The sequence below is a fragment of the Achromobacter seleniivolatilans genome, from assembly GCF_030864005.1.
GTDB lineage: Bacteria > Pseudomonadota > Gammaproteobacteria > Burkholderiales > Burkholderiaceae_B > Achromobacter > Achromobacter seleniivolatilans.
On record NZ_CP132976.1, the window covers coordinates 813,411 to 827,256 of the forward strand.

Below are 13,846 nucleotides of genomic sequence, written 5' to 3' on the forward strand. Positions count from 1 at the left end.
GCGTGATCAGTTGAAACGGCGCTTGGGCGCGGTTTTCATGTGCGTGGTGTAGAGCGTCAGACCCGTCAGTGAAAGGCCGCCGAGCAGGTTGCCCAGCACCACCGGGATCTCGTTCCAGATCATGTAGTCCATGATCGAGAAGTTGCCGCCCATGATCATTGCCGACGGGAACAGGAACATGTTGACGATGGAGTGTTCAAAACCCATCGCGAAAAACAGCATGACCGGCATCCACATGGCAATGACCTTGCCGCTGACCGTCGTGGAGATCATGGCGCCCACGACGCCCAGCGACACCATCCAGTTGCACAGCACGCCACGGATAAAGATCGTCAGCATGCCGCCTGCGCCGTATTCCTTGTAGCCAAGCGTGCGGTTTTCACCGATGTGCGAGATGACCTGGCCGACCTTGTTGGGCGGCACGGAAAATCCGTAGGTGAAGACGATGGACATCAGCACGGCAACCGTGAGCGCGCCCAGGAAGTTGCCGATGAACACGTAACCCCAATGCTTGAGGATCGCTTTCACGGTGACGCCGGGCCGCTTGTCGAACAGCGCCAGCGGCGTCAGAACGAAGACACCCGTCAGCAGGTCAAAACCCATCAGATACAGAATGCAGAATCCCACGGGGAACAGGGCTGCGCCCAGAATCGCGGACTCGGTTTGCACGGTGACGGTCACGGCGAATACGGCGGCAATCGCCAGAATTGCGCCGGCCATGTAGGCGCGTATCAGGACGTCGCGGGTGCCCATATAAATTTTCGACTCGCCCGCGTCCACCATTTTGGTGACGAATTCCGAAGGTACAAGGTAGGACATGATGATTCCTGTGGAGGTGCTGAGATTGAATCGGGTGAGGCGCGTGTCAGGCGATTTCCACGGCGTCGCCGTTGAATCGCGTCTGCCACGTGCGCAGCGCTTGGTCCGGGTACTGCACGCAGCTGCCATCGGCCAGCCGGAAGTGCTGCTTGTAAAGGGGAGAGGCCACGACCAGGTCACCGCCCAGTTGGCCGATCAGGCCGCGGCCGATAACGTTGGCGCCTGATTTCGGGTCTCGGTTTTCAATGGCGTACACGTGTTGCCCGTCGGCGCCGGGCAGGTAAAACAAGGCCACCTGCACGCCGTCCACCAGGGAGACGACGCCGGAGTTGGCGACCAGATCCTGCCGGGTGCAGGCGTGGCGCCAGACGGTGGAATCTGCGGGGGCGTTCATCAAACGATCTCCTCTGCGATGGGAATGACGCGTGACACGGCGGGCGCCGGGGTGGGGGCAGGACGGGGCTGACCGCGTTCCTGCACAAACTGGATGTCGGGGTCTGCGCTGCGATCGTTGACGAAGGTGCGGAAACGCTTGAGTTTTTCCGGGTCGTTGATCGCGTCCGCCCATTCGCATTCGTAGCGGTCCACCACCAGCTGCATCTGCGCGTCCAGCTCGGCGGCGAGGCCCAGGCTGTCGTCCAGCACCACGGCTTTCAAATAGTCCAGACCGCCTTCCAGTGATTCGCGCCAGACGGATGTGCGTTGCAGCTTGTCGGCGGTGCGGATGTAGAACATCAGCACGCGATCAATGGTGCGGATCAGGGTCTCGTCGTCCAGATCGGTTGCGAAGAGCTCGGCATGTCGCGGGCGCATGCCGCCGTTGCCGCATACATACAGGTTCCAGCCGTTTTCGGTGGCGATGACGCCAATGTCCTTGCTTTGCGCTTCGGCGCATTCACGCGTGCAGCCCGACACCGCGAACTTCAGCTTGTGAGGGGCGCGCAGGCCCTTGTAGCGATGCTCGATATCCAGCGCCATCTGCACGCTGTCCTGCACGCCATAGCGGCACCATGTGCTGCCTACACACGACTTCACCGTGCGTGTGGATTTTCCGTAGGCGTGCCCGGTTTCAAAGCCGGCGGCGATCAGCTCGGCCCAGATGTCGGGCAGTTCGTGCAGTTGCGCGCCGAACAGGTCGATGCGCTGGCCGCCCGTTATCTTCGTGTAGAGCTTGTATTTCTTGGCAACCGCGCCAATGGCGATCAGGCCGTCGGGCGTAATCTCGCCGGCAGGGATGCGAGGCACCACGGAATAGGTGCCGTTCTTTTGCATGTTCGCCATAAAGGTGTCGTTGGTGTCTTGCAACGGCACCAGATTCGGATTCTGAATCGGGCGGTTCCAGCACGACGCCAGGATCGAGCCCACGACAGGTTTGCAGATGTCGCAGCCCACGTGGCCGCGGCCATGGCTGGCCAGCAGGGCTTCAAACGTTTCGATGCCGCCCACGCGCACGATGTCGTAGAGTTCGCGGCGGGTGTAGGCAAAGTGTTCGCACAGGCTCTTGTCCACGGCTACGCCACGGCAGGCCAGTTCATGCTCCACCACTTGTTTGAGCAGGCTGGCGCAGCCGCCGCAACCCGCGGCCGCCTTGGTGCAGCTTTTGACGCCCGCCAAGTCAGTGCAGCCGCCGTCGATGGCCGCGCTGACCGCGCCTTTGCTGACGTTGTGACAGGAGCAAATGGTGGCCGTGGCGGGCAGGGCATCCACGCCGAGTTTGGGCGCGCCCTTGCCCAGCGGCAGGATCAGGCTGGCGGGGTCTGCCGGGGGTGCGATGCCGTTCTGCGCGTATTGCAGCAGCGTGTCGTAATAGCTGTTGTCGCCCACCAGCACGGCGCCCAGTACACGCTTGCCGTCTTCGGACACCACCAGGCGGCGGTAGCCAGATCCGGCTTCGTCGATGTAGCGGTAGCTGCGTGCGCCGGGCGTGGCGCCATGGGCATCGCCGATGGAACCCACGTCCACGCCCAGCAGCTTGAGCTTGGTGGACATATCGGCGCCGGTAAAGGCTTGAACCGCCACGCCGCACAGCTCGGCCGCAACGATCCGGGCCATTTGATAACCCGGCGCCACCAGACCGAACACGCTGCCGTTCCAGGCTGCGCATTCGCCGATGGCGTAAATGTGTTCATCGCTCGTCAGGCACAAATCATTGATGGCGACCCCGCCGCGTTCGGCCAGCGCCAGCCCCGCCTTGCGTGCCAGTGCCACCTGCGGGCGTATGCCAGCCGAAAACACGATCAAATCGGTTTCCAGCGGCGCGCCTTCGGCAAAGCGCATGCGGTAGCGGTACTGCGTGCCGGGTTTGATGTCTTGAGTGGAGCGGGACAAATGCACGCTGACGCCCAGCGCTTCGATGCGGGCCTTGAGCGCCGCGCCGCCTTGTTCATCCAATTGCACCGGCATCAGACGCGGCGCAAACTCCACCACGTGCGCTTCCAGATTCAGCGACCTCAGCGCGTTGGCGGCTTCCAGCCCCAGCAGGCCGCCGCCCACCACCACGCCGCGCCGCGCGCCGTTGGCGGCTTCTCGGATCAGGTCCAGGTCGTCGATGGTGCGATACACCAGCCGCGACGCGCCTTGCGCACCCGCGATGGGGGGCACGAACGGAAACGACCCGGTCGCCAACACCAGCTTGTCGTACGCCATACGTCCGTTTGACGTCACGACTTCCTGCGTGTGGCGGTCGATCTCCAACACTGGGATTCCCAGGTGCAGAGTGAGCCTGTCTTGTTCATAGAACGCGGCGTCGCTCATCGCCATTGATTCCGCGTCGCGCCCGTTCAGGTATTCGGACAGATGAACGCGGTCGTAGGCCCGGCGGCTTTCTTCGCCGTACACGTGTATGCGGTAGCGTTCCAGCGCGCCGTGGGCGATCAACTGCTCGACGCAATGGTGTCCGACCATGCCGTTGCCGATCACGACGAGCGTCTGCAAGGAATCGGTAGTGGCCGCTGCTTTCATGGATATCCCCAGGCTTGAATGGATTTCAAAAGGCAAAAGGCGCCCTCGACCTTTCGGTCGGGGCGCCTTTGCCGGTACTGCTCAAGTTGTGGTGCGTGCCTTGCGGCCTGCATGAACACTTAAGCAAAGACCGTGCCAGGAATGCGATCACCGCTGCGTGCAGCGAATAACGCACCTGGTTTCATAGGGGGATTGAGGCGGCGGGAAATGGGAAAACCGGTTGAGGACATCGGGTGCGCAGGGGCCGCAATGCCTCAAACCGGTGCAAGGCGCTGTGCGCGGCGCACTGATCTGGCGCAGCGCAGCATCGTTGTGCCGGTCAGCTGTAACCCGATGGCACGGGGAATTGGCCATTCAGCAGCCAATTGCCCAGCGCCACACGCTTGTGGTCCAGCGGATCATGCAGGCTGTGTACGCGGATATTGCGCCAGTAGCGGTCCAGCCCGGTGCTGGATAGCGTGGCGCTTGCGCCTGCCTGATCGAAGATGTTGCTGGCAATGTGCAGGCCCGCATCGGCGGCGCTCAAGCGTGCTTGGGCAATTTCCAAAGCCAGCTGGCCGCGTTCATCGGCGGTCAGCGCATCGCCGCGATCCCAGGCGGCCTGCAAGGCAAGCGCCGCATCCTGCGTCAGCGCGCGGGCCCCGCGATAGCGCGTCCAGTATTCGCCAAAGCGCAGTTGCAGAAGCGAATCTTCCAGCACGGCTTTTTCTCCGAGGCTTGGCCAGGGGCGGCGCCGCTGGCCAATGTAGTCCAGCCCCTGAGCCAAAGCGCCTTCGGTGTTGCCCAGGTAAATCTCCGCCAGGATCAACTGCGCCAGGCAGGCCCTGAGCGTGTGGCGCGGCAGGCGGGCAGCGGCGGGCTGTCCGGGTTCCCAGCCCAACAGCTCGTCGTTTTCGACCTTGACGCGGTCAAAGCGCACCGTGCCGCTGTCTGTCTGGCGCTGCCCGATGGCGTCCCAGTCATGCAAGACTTCGATGCCGTGTCGCTTGGTTGGCACGGCAAGAAAAATTCGGCCCTCTGCTTGGGCGGGATGGGCAACGTTGATGATCAATCCGTCGGAGTCTGCCGACCCCGAGCAAAACATGCGTTCACCGTCCAGAAAATAGCGCCCATTTTCATAGAGCAGGCGCAAGCGCGTGTCGCGGTCGTTGGTGGCGTTGCCCCAGAACCAGCCGGCTGCGGTGTGCTCGTGAAAGCGGCGCTGTTGCGCTGGCGTGCCAAACAGCGTCAGCGTTTCCACCTGCAAGTGCTGAAACGCAAACAAATGGGCCAGCGAACTGTCCGCCGACGCCAGATGGCGCACGATCCGCAGGACGGCAGGTAATGATTCGGCGGGGCGGCCATCGGGGCCCGGCACCCGTAAAGTCAGCAGGCCGCTGTCGCGGATGGCCTGACGCTCGGCCAAGGCCGTCCCGCCTTGCTTGTCGCGGGCGATGGCGGTGGCGGCAAGCGTGGCGGCCAAGGCGTCCACCGCTTGCTGCCTGGGGCCGAAGTCGTAGCCGAACAGATTGCGTTCGGAAACGGGTACATAGGGAGCGGTCATCGTCGGTCCTTGAGATTGAAGTTGTGGGGGCGCATGGCAAGGCGGCCGATCAGGACAGGTAGGCGCCCAGATCGCCGTGCACGAGCTGTCCGCCCACAAAGGTCAGATGGGCGTGGATGTCGTGCAATGCCTCATCCGGCACGGTCAGCGGGTCGGCGCTCAACACGGCAAGGTCAGCCAGCTTTCCGGCTTCCAGCGTGCCCTTGCGGCCTTCTTCGTAACTCAACCAAGCGCCATGCGAGGTGATCAGTTGCAATGCTTGCCAACGGGACAGGCGCTGCGCCGGCCCGATGACGCGGCCAGTGGTTCTTTCCTGCCGGACGACGCTGGCCCACACGGCATAAAAGGGGTTGACCGGGATGTTGTCGCTGCCCGCCGACACCGGGAAACCCGCTTCCAGCAAGGTCTTGAGCGGCATGAATCCGTTGCCGCCATTGGGTGCGTCCACCTTGGGCGCGCCGTTCTTCCACACCGTGTACAGCGGGTTTGTGGTGATGAAGATGCCCAGCCGGCGCATGCGCAAGATGTCTTCGGCGGTCACATTGCCTATGTGTTCCACCACCCAGCGGCGGCCCGCCAGCGGATACTGGCGGTCGATGGCTTCAAACACGTCCAGCACTTCAGTCAGGCGGTCATCAACCACCGAGTGCACGCGCAAGTTGTGCCGCGCCGCGCCTTCGGCGTAGTAGCGGTAGTCGTCGATGGTGTTGTGCCATTCGACGAAACCGGCCCAGCCGGTATTGGGCAGCGCCCGGCGGGAGGCTGCGGCCGACTCGGGCGCGCCGCCCAGCCCCAGGTTGATACCGCCGATACGCAGGTAGTCGTCGCCCAAGCCGACGCCGCGCGCGTAGGCGTAGCTGTCGCGAAGAAAAACGTCGGCGTCGTCGCGCGTCCAGGACGGGCTGATGCACAGGCGGCTGCGCATCGTCAGCCCGCCGTCTTCCCAAAGCTGGCGGTACACCGACAGCGTCTGCGGCGCCGAGCCGTGGCCTTCGTAGACGCTGGTCGTGCCGTAAGCGTGATAGATCTGCTGCGAACGGCGCAGGCCTTCCAGGCGGTCGTCGAACGAGAACGCCGGGACGGCGCTGAGCAAATCAAATTCCAGCATCGGCCGTTTATTGGTCTCGATGATGTTGCCCGTCAGCTCGCCATTGGCCGCGCGCACCAGTTCGATTCCCTGACAGCAGGGCCGACTGGCGCCGTCCAGGTGGTTGTGGCGCAAGGCCAGGGAATTCAGCGCGCTGTGGCCGGGGGGCGCGCCCCAGTTGCCGAACAAGCCAGGAATGTAGACGGGATGCTCGGGCGCCACGGCGTCCAGTTCTAGCCGGTTGGGCATGCGGCCTTCGGCAAGATTGGACGGGCCGCCGAAGTAGTAGGGCGGTTGCCCAACGGGCATGGTGATGATCCATGCGCCCTTGGGCCGGCGCGCGGCTTCCTTCCGGATCACGTCCAGCACATCGCCAATCGTGCGCGCATGCGCAAGCGACGGGCGCAAGGTCTTCAGGCCCTCGCGCTCCATGTGCGCGTGGCCGTCGATGAAGCCCGGCGTTACCGTCTGGCCTTGCAAGTCCACCAACTGCGTTTCTGGACCGGCCAGCGCCAGCACCTCATCATTGGCGCCAACTCGCAGGATCAATCCGCCCGAAATTGCCAGCGCCTGGGCGCTAGGCTGGACCGGGTTCATCGTGATGATGCGGGCGTTATGCAGAATCCGTTCAACAGCCTTGCGCGTCATAGTTTCACGCGGGCAGGCGCAACGGCGGCCAAGGCGCTTTTGTCGATCAGCCCCGCGTAGAGCGCGCGCAGGTCGCCATTGGCGGGCGGCTGGGCGATCTTTTCGGCAATGGCCCATTCGGCGTTCGCCACCAGATCATCGATCAGGCGGGGCGCAAGTTGAACTTCCGTGTGATTGCGTTGCAGCCCATTGCGCGACGCGTCCAGCGACCCCTTGGTGCGCTCGGCCAGCACAGACACCGCGCGTTCGAAGTCATTCTTGAACACGGCTTCTGCGTCGATCAGTGCGCGCACTGCGGCTTGCAGCGCAGCGGGTTTGGCCTTTGCGGTCTGCTCGTTGGTGATGAGCAGGAAATGGCTGGTATAGACCTTTTCCACGCCGTCCGTGCTGAGTACATGCACGTTGCCCTTGCCTTCTTGTTTGGCGGCGGCGTCAGCGGCCCACCAGTCCCAATTGAAGGCATCGATACTGCCCTGCGCAAGCGCGGTGACCATTTCCTGCGGACGCAGATTGATGATCTGCACGTCCTTGGGTGTCAGGCCGTGCAGCTTCAGATATTGGTTCAGATAGAAATGGCCGGCCGATCCGTAAAAGGTGCCGATGCGTTTGCCGCGCAGGTCGGCGGGCACGTTGACGCCCTTGTCCTTACGCGCGGCCACCAGCATCTGCGTAGATGAATTCGCAAACTCCGCGAACACCACAGGCTTGTGGCCTTGCAGCGCCGCCAGCGCGACCACGCTATCGGTGGTGGTGGCAAAGTCGGCCTTGCCCGCCAGCACCGCTTCGGCGGTCAAGCGGCCCGACGTGAAGTGCGTGGTGCTGGCATCCAGGCCATTCTTTGCCCACAGCGATCCGGCATCGGCCACGAAGGGCACCGCCCAGCTGTGTCCTTCGCTTTCGGCGATGGAAACCGGAATGCCTGCGGCATGCGCCAGGCGCAGCCCCGAGGTGCCGGTCAACAGCGCCAGGGCGGTCAAGCTTTGGGTGGCCAGAAAACGACGACGATCCATAACGGTAATTCCTGAAAGAGAGGGAGGCGTCAGCGTCCCGGATTGCGATAAGAAGAAGAGCACTGGGGAAGCCGCGTCAGCGATTGCCCAGGTACCAGGGGAACAACTTGCGCAGCAGCGTCACGAAAAACTGATCGGCCAAAAAACCAAGCGCGCCCAGATAGAGCAGGCCGACGATCATCATGTCGATGCGAAACACCAGGTGCGAATACGAGATCAGGAATCCCAACCCTTGCTCCGCGCCCGCCAGCTCGGCGGCCACCAGCACCACGAACGACAGCGACGTCGCTTGGCGCAAGCCTGCGAAGACGAAGGGCAATGCAGCGGGTAGCGACACCAGAAACATCAGTTGCAGGCGGTTCGCGCCCATGGTGCTGGCCGAGCGCTGATAGGATTCGGGTACGTTCTGAATGCCGATGAAGGTGTTTACCCACACAGGAAAGAACACCCCCCAAGCGATCAGCACGATCTTCGCGATATCGCCCAGCCCCAGCCAGACGATGGCCAGCGGCACAATGGCGATCACCGGAATGGACCGCAGTCCGTGCAACACCGGATCACTGAAGTGACGCATCTTTATTCCTGCACCGGTCAGAACGCCAAGCAAAATGCCGGCGCTGGCGCCGATTGCAAATCCAGCCAGTACGCGGCCCAGGCTGGCCCATACATGAGGCCAGATTTCACCGTCCACGGTCATCGTCCAAAACGTATGCGCCACGGCGGTGGGCGGCGGAAACATCAGCGGATTGACGCCGGGAATCAGGCGCGGCGCGGCCTCCCAAAGCAGCAGAAAAACCAGCAGGCCGGCCAGACCCAGCATCAGCCGGGACCTGCGCTCGCCGCGCAGGCGGTCCTTGCGCGCTTGTATGACTTGCCGTTCCAGATCGGCGCGCTGCGCGTTTGGCATAGGAATGGATTGCTCAGACATGGCTCGCGAACGCCTCTGAGATCTGCGAGTAGTACGCGCCAAATTCAGGACTCTCGCGGTGGCGGGGGTAGTCCAGATCCACGTCCACGATGTTCTTGATTTGGCCGGGATGCGAACTCATGATCACCACGCGTTGGCCCAGGAATATCGCTTCTTCAATGTTGTGCGTGATGAAGAACACGGTGATGCCCAGTTCTTTCCAAAGCTTGACGAGTTCGTCTTGCAGCATTGAACGCGTCAGCGCATCAATGGCGGCGAATGGCTCGTCCATCAGCAGTAACTGAGGTTTGGTCGCCAGCGCGCGGGCCACAGCGATGCGCTGGCGCATGCCGCCGGACAGCTCAAATGGATATTGCTCCGCCACGCGTGACAGGCCCACCAGCGCCAAAAGGCGTTTGGCCTCGGCGTGGCGCGACGCGCGATCCATGCCGGCCAGCCGCAGGCCGAATTCCACGTTGCGGATGGCGGTCAGCCACGGGAACAGCGCGTACTCCTGAAACACCACGCCCCGGTCAGGCCCCGCGCCGCGCAAGGGTTTGCCGCGAAAATCCAGTTCGCCTTGGGACGGTGTGATGAAGCCTGCCAGCAAGTTCAGCAGTGTTGTCTTGCCACAGCCGCTGGCGCCGATGACGCACATGAACTCACCCGTGCGGATATCCAGGTCGACGCCGTCCAACGCCCAGTTCGCGCCTGTAGGCGTGGCATAGAGCTTGGACAGATTCCTGGCCCGGACCAATGTGCCGCCAGCGGCGTCATGCCGTGCGAGGGTCTGCGCCGGCAGGCGCAAGGCGCCGCTGCCGGCCGCGATCGTCGAATGAAAACTCGTCATGATTTAGGGGCGTGATTGGCGCCGGATTTTGGTGACTGCGCGGCGTGCGTTATGGCCATGGGAGATTTGTTTATTCCGGTTTGAAGCACATGCGGCAGCGCCGTGATGGCATTGATCAGCGGGCGTGTTATTAATGCGAACGCATCGATGCCTGTGCTTTCCTGCCGCGCATCCTGAATGGCGTGGCAAGGCCTGTCAACGCGGTGAAAACGGCATAAAGACATGCGCGAAATGAATATTCCGCCATGTTGGTTTGTCTAATTTTTTCTAACGTCGGCGAACTCGCCGTGTTTGACCGGCGTCGTTGAGTAAACGGATAAGACGCGCTGTCCGTAATCGGTGCTGCGGGATGCCGATTCCGTTTCCGCATGGTTTGTCATGCGGTATTCCCATAACTATTTATATGTCCAAGCATATTTCCAACCCACATGACCGGCGCGCGCTGGACCTGAATCTGCTGGTGATTTTTGACGCGATTCTGGCCGAGGGAAATGTCACGCGCGCAGCAGAGCGCATTGCCATGAGCCAGTCGGCGGTCAGCAAAGGGCTGGCGCAATTGCGCACGGTATTCGGTGATCCTTTGTTCTTGCGCGCGGGGCGCGGCGTCGTGCCGACGCACAAGGCGCTGGAAGTCTCGCCCGGCGTGCGTCAGGCAATTCAAGCCTTGCAGAATCTGACGCAACCGTCAGAGGCGTTTGATCCGCGCACGTCCCGTCTGCATTTCAATATTGGCGCGACGGACTACGTGACGTTCGTCTTGTTGCCTGCGCTTTTGACCCGGCTGGAACAGATTGCGCCCTGTGTCTCGATCACGATGCACGACGTGGAGTCGCGTGTGCCAGAGGAAATGCTGTTGAGCGGCAAGGTGGACCTGGCGCTATCCACGGTCGTCAGCGTGAACTTTCCGATCTATCGCCAGGAGCTGTTCCAGGATCACTACGTCTGCGTGATGCGCGACGGCCATCCATTGGCAAGCGGCGGCGCCATTACATGCGAGCAGTTTGTGGCGTGCCGCCAGTTGTCGATGCCACGCCAGAACGGGGCGCGCGAACGTGTGCTGCAGGATGCGATTCAGCGCGAGGGACTGACGCGCGACGTGGCGGTGCAAGTGCCGCATATGTTGGCTATTCCGCCGATTCTGGCGGCAGGCAATCTGATTTCCACCGTGGCCAACCGTGCCGCGCAGGAATTCGCGCGGCTGCATCCGTTGCGCGTGCTGCCGCATCCCTTGTCCGTTCCGGGTTTTGCCATTTCGCAGCTGTGGCACGACCGCACTCAGCGCAGCGCGTCGCAGCAATGGCTGCGAGCAACGATCGGGCTGATTGCGGACGAGCTGACCTAGCCGCGTATCACGTCAGATTCAGGCCGCCATCCGACAGCAGGATTTCGCCAGTCAAATAATCCGATGCGACCAGCATGGCGACGGCCTGGGCGATATCGTCGGGGCTGGCGGCGCGGCGCATGGGCGACCGCTCCTTCCATAGCTGCTGCGCGGCCGTCCAATCCGCGGTCAACGGCGTGTCCACCAAGCCCGGAGCGACGGCGTTCACGCGGATATCCGGCGCCAATGACACCGCCAGCAGGCGCGTCACGTGGTTCAACGCGGCCTTGGTTGCCGCATAAGGAATGGATGCGCCCTTGGGCCGCACGCCCGCGTGCGAGCTGACATTGACGACGCAGCCGGGGCGGCCGCGTTTGGCGGATTCGCGCAGCGCCGGTTCCGCTTCGGCAACCAGCCGGAACGGGGCGACCACGTTGACCTCGTGCAGCGCGTGCCAGACGTCGGGGGTGGCTGCCGCCAGGTCCGCGTGGGCAATGACGCGGCTGATTCCTGCATTGTTGACCAGGACATCAAGCCGGCCCCACACGGCAATCGCTTCGCGAATCAACCGCACGCGGTCCGCATCAACGGCCAGATCCGCCTGCACATAGGCGGCAGCGCCGAGTTCCCGGGCCATCGCCAGCCCGGTGTCCACGGAACTCCTGGAGTGCAGGATGACCAAGTAGCCGTCCCGCGCAAGCCGGCGGGCAATGGCGGCGCCGATGCCGGACGTGGAGCCAGTAATCAGGGCGACGGGGGAGGTGGCGTTCATGGGGCGGTTGGCAGTGGATGGGTCAGTGTCACTCATCATGCCATGCCGTCATCACCACCATGATCTCCGCCGGCTTGGCGCTGCGCGACAGATAGATGTGCCCGACACCACTATCAAAGTACGCGGTCTCGTGCTTGGCCAATTGCATGGCATCGCCGTTTTCGAAGCGGATTTCCAGTTCGCCTTCCAGCACCACCAGAAATTCCTGGCCCGCATGGCGCATGTAGTCGTCGAACTCCGAGGCGTCGCGCGCCAGGATGCGGCCATACATAGGGGTCATGCTGCGGTGGGGATACTGGCCGGCCAGCAACTTGTAATCGTAGGTGCCGGTCAGGTAGCCCGGCGACTCATCCAGCGTGCAGCGCAGAGCGGTTGGGGCGGGGCCGGTGTTGTCTGGGGCGGCGGCGGGGCCAAACAGTTCGGCGATGTCGACATCCAGCGCGCGCGCCACGGCGGCGAACTTGGCGTAGCTGATCGACACCTGACCCAGTTCCATCTTGGACAAGGTGGACAACGCAACGCCAGTCAGCGCCGACAGTTCCTTCAACGTCATTGGACGCGCCTTGCGCAGGGCGCGCAGGCGTACGCCCAGGCTGCTGCGGTCGGCCAGGATGTCGTCGGCGGGCGAGGCCGGGGTTTTTAGGGGCATATCGGTGCTTTCCCTTAGTGGCACGGGCAAGCGCATGAAACCCGGCCTTTTTCATTGACGGATATTTTGTCATATCCGAGAATTCTCATATAAGAGAATTTTGGAAGCGTCATGAGTGAGCAGCTGTTTGATGTCGTAATCGTTGGGGCCGGCATTGCCGGCGCGTCACTGGCCTACCGTCTGGCCGCTGAAACGCAGCCCTCGCCGCGTGTGCTCTTGCTGGAGCGCGAGCCGCAACCGGGTTATCACTCCACCGGCCGTTCGGCGGCAATGTTCATGGAAACCTATGGCACGCCGCAGATTCAGGCGCTCACGCGTGCCAGCCGCGCGTTCTACGAACAGCCCCCGGCCGGGTTCAGCGAACACCCCATTCTGCAAGATCGCGGCTGCCTGTATATCGCGACGCAAGAACAGCATTCAGAACTGGTCGACAGCTATCAGGCTCTGCATGAGCGCGCCGCCAATGTCCAATTGCTGGACCCCGCCGACGCACTCGGCCTGGTGCCCTGCCTGCGCCCGGAGGCGGTGGCGGGCGGGGCGGTGTTCGAACCTGATGCCCGCGACCTGGACGTGCATGCCTTGCACCAGGGCTTTCTTGCTGCGGCGCGGCGCCATGGCGCGGTGGTGCATTGCAACGCTGAAGTGGAATCAGGCGCAAGGTCCGATGACGGCCGATGGACATTGGTGCTGACGGACGGCACGCATCTGGAGGCGGGCATTGTCGTCAATGCGGCGGGCGCGTGGGCGGATCATGTGGCGGAGCGCTGCAACGTGGCGCCGGTGGGCCTGAAACCGTGCAGACGCAGCGCTTTCACGTTCGCCGCGCCGGAAGGCGTGAATTGCAGCGCCTGGCCAGCGGTAATTGGCATCGACGAAAGTTTCTATTTCAAGCCCGATGCGGGCCAGTTGCTGGGATCACCCGCGAACGCGGACCCCGTGGACGCGCATGACGTGGTGGCCGAAGAGCTGGATGTGGCCACCGGCATCTACCACATTGAAATGGCGACCACGCTCACTATCCGACGGCCCGCTCATGTGTGGGCGGGCTTGCGTTCATTCGTGCGCGACGGCGATCTGGTCGTGGGCTTTGATGCGGGGCAGCCGGGCTTTTTCTGGCTGGCCGCACAGGGCGGTTATGGCATTCAATCTGCCGCCGGCGTGTCGGCCATGGCGGCGGCTTTACTTACCGGCCAGGATTTACCTGCGTACCTGGTGGACGAAGGCGTTGCGCCCTCGCTGCTGACGCCGGCAAGACTGCGCTGAGATTTCTGCTCTGACC

General features: G+C 63.0%; 12 protein-coding genes. 2 read left to right on the plus strand and 10 right to left on the minus strand.

What is annotated here, in order from left to right; genetic code table 11:
* Positions 1 to 6 precede the first annotated feature (6 nt).
* From RAS12_RS03685 to RAS12_RS03720, 8 genes are all read right to left on the minus strand, one after another.
* Positions 7 to 819 carry a formate/nitrite transporter family protein gene (locus tag RAS12_RS03685; protein WP_306945235.1) on the minus strand — a complete coding sequence of 271 codons (813 nt, stop codon included), beginning with the start codon at positions 817 to 819 and terminating at the stop codon, positions 7 to 9.
* A gap of 46 nt (positions 820 to 865) precedes the next feature.
* Positions 866 to 1,213: a nitrite reductase small subunit NirD gene (nirD, locus tag RAS12_RS03690; protein ID WP_306945236.1), complete on the minus strand. Its 348-nt coding sequence runs from the start codon at positions 1,211 to 1,213 to the stop codon at positions 866 to 868.
* Entirely contained in the window at positions 1,213 to 3,780 is a 2,568-nt protein-coding gene (gene nirB, locus RAS12_RS03695; RefSeq protein ID WP_306945237.1) for a nitrite reductase large subunit NirB, read from the minus strand. The genes nirD and nirB overlap by 1 nt, the downstream gene beginning before the upstream one ends.
* A gap of 319 nt (positions 3,781 to 4,099) precedes the next feature.
* Positions 4,100 to 5,323, minus strand: a complete 1,224-nt coding sequence (locus RAS12_RS03700) for an acyl-CoA dehydrogenase family protein (RefSeq protein WP_306945239.1) — start codon at positions 5,321 to 5,323, stop codon at positions 4,100 to 4,102.
* Positions 5,324 to 5,372: 49 nt separating this feature from the next.
* Complete coding sequence (locus RAS12_RS03705; protein WP_306945242.1) at positions 5,373 to 7,058, minus strand: amidohydrolase; 1,686 nt, start codon at positions 7,056 to 7,058, stop codon at positions 5,373 to 5,375.
* Positions 7,055 to 8,068 (minus strand): ABC transporter substrate-binding protein, encoded by a 1,014-nt coding sequence (locus RAS12_RS03710; protein ID WP_306945244.1) that lies wholly within the window; start codon positions 8,066 to 8,068, stop codon positions 7,055 to 7,057. The genes RAS12_RS03705 and RAS12_RS03710 overlap by 4 nt, the downstream gene beginning before the upstream one ends.
* A 76-nt stretch (positions 8,069 to 8,144) precedes the next feature.
* A complete protein-coding gene (locus tag RAS12_RS03715) occupies positions 8,145 to 8,996 on the minus strand; it encodes an ABC transporter permease (protein WP_306945247.1) in 852 nt (283 codons plus the stop codon).
* Positions 8,989 to 9,825: an ABC transporter ATP-binding protein gene (locus tag RAS12_RS03720; protein ID WP_306945249.1), complete on the minus strand. Its 837-nt coding sequence runs from the start codon at positions 9,823 to 9,825 to the stop codon at positions 8,989 to 8,991. The genes RAS12_RS03715 and RAS12_RS03720 overlap by 8 nt, the downstream gene beginning before the upstream one ends.
* 403 nt (positions 9,826 to 10,228) lie before the next feature.
* Here RAS12_RS03720 and RAS12_RS03725 point away from each other — a divergent pair, with 403 nt between their 5' ends.
* The gene (locus RAS12_RS03725) at positions 10,229 to 11,167 is read left to right on the plus strand and encodes a LysR family transcriptional regulator (protein ID WP_306945251.1); all 939 of its coding nucleotides are present in this window, start codon (positions 10,229 to 10,231) and stop codon (positions 11,165 to 11,167) included.
* 7 nt (positions 11,168 to 11,174) lie between these two features.
* Here RAS12_RS03725 and RAS12_RS03730 read toward each other — a convergent pair whose 3' ends face one another.
* Together RAS12_RS03730 and RAS12_RS03735 are read right to left on the minus strand one after the other, a co-directional pair.
* The gene (locus RAS12_RS03730) at positions 11,175 to 11,918 is read right to left on the minus strand and encodes an SDR family NAD(P)-dependent oxidoreductase (RefSeq protein WP_306945253.1); all 744 of its coding nucleotides are present in this window, start codon (positions 11,916 to 11,918) and stop codon (positions 11,175 to 11,177) included.
* 28 nt (positions 11,919 to 11,946) lie between these two features.
* Positions 11,947 to 12,567 (minus strand): helix-turn-helix domain-containing protein, encoded by a 621-nt coding sequence (locus RAS12_RS03735; RefSeq protein ID WP_306945254.1) that lies wholly within the window; start codon positions 12,565 to 12,567, stop codon positions 11,947 to 11,949.
* A 111-nt stretch (positions 12,568 to 12,678) separates the two neighbouring features.
* Between RAS12_RS03735 and RAS12_RS03740 the strand changes: the two genes are divergently transcribed.
* Positions 12,679 to 13,830 (plus strand): NAD(P)/FAD-dependent oxidoreductase, encoded by a 1,152-nt coding sequence (locus RAS12_RS03740; RefSeq protein WP_306945257.1) that lies wholly within the window; start codon positions 12,679 to 12,681, stop codon positions 13,828 to 13,830.
* Positions 13,831 to 13,846 lie beyond the last annotated feature (16 nt).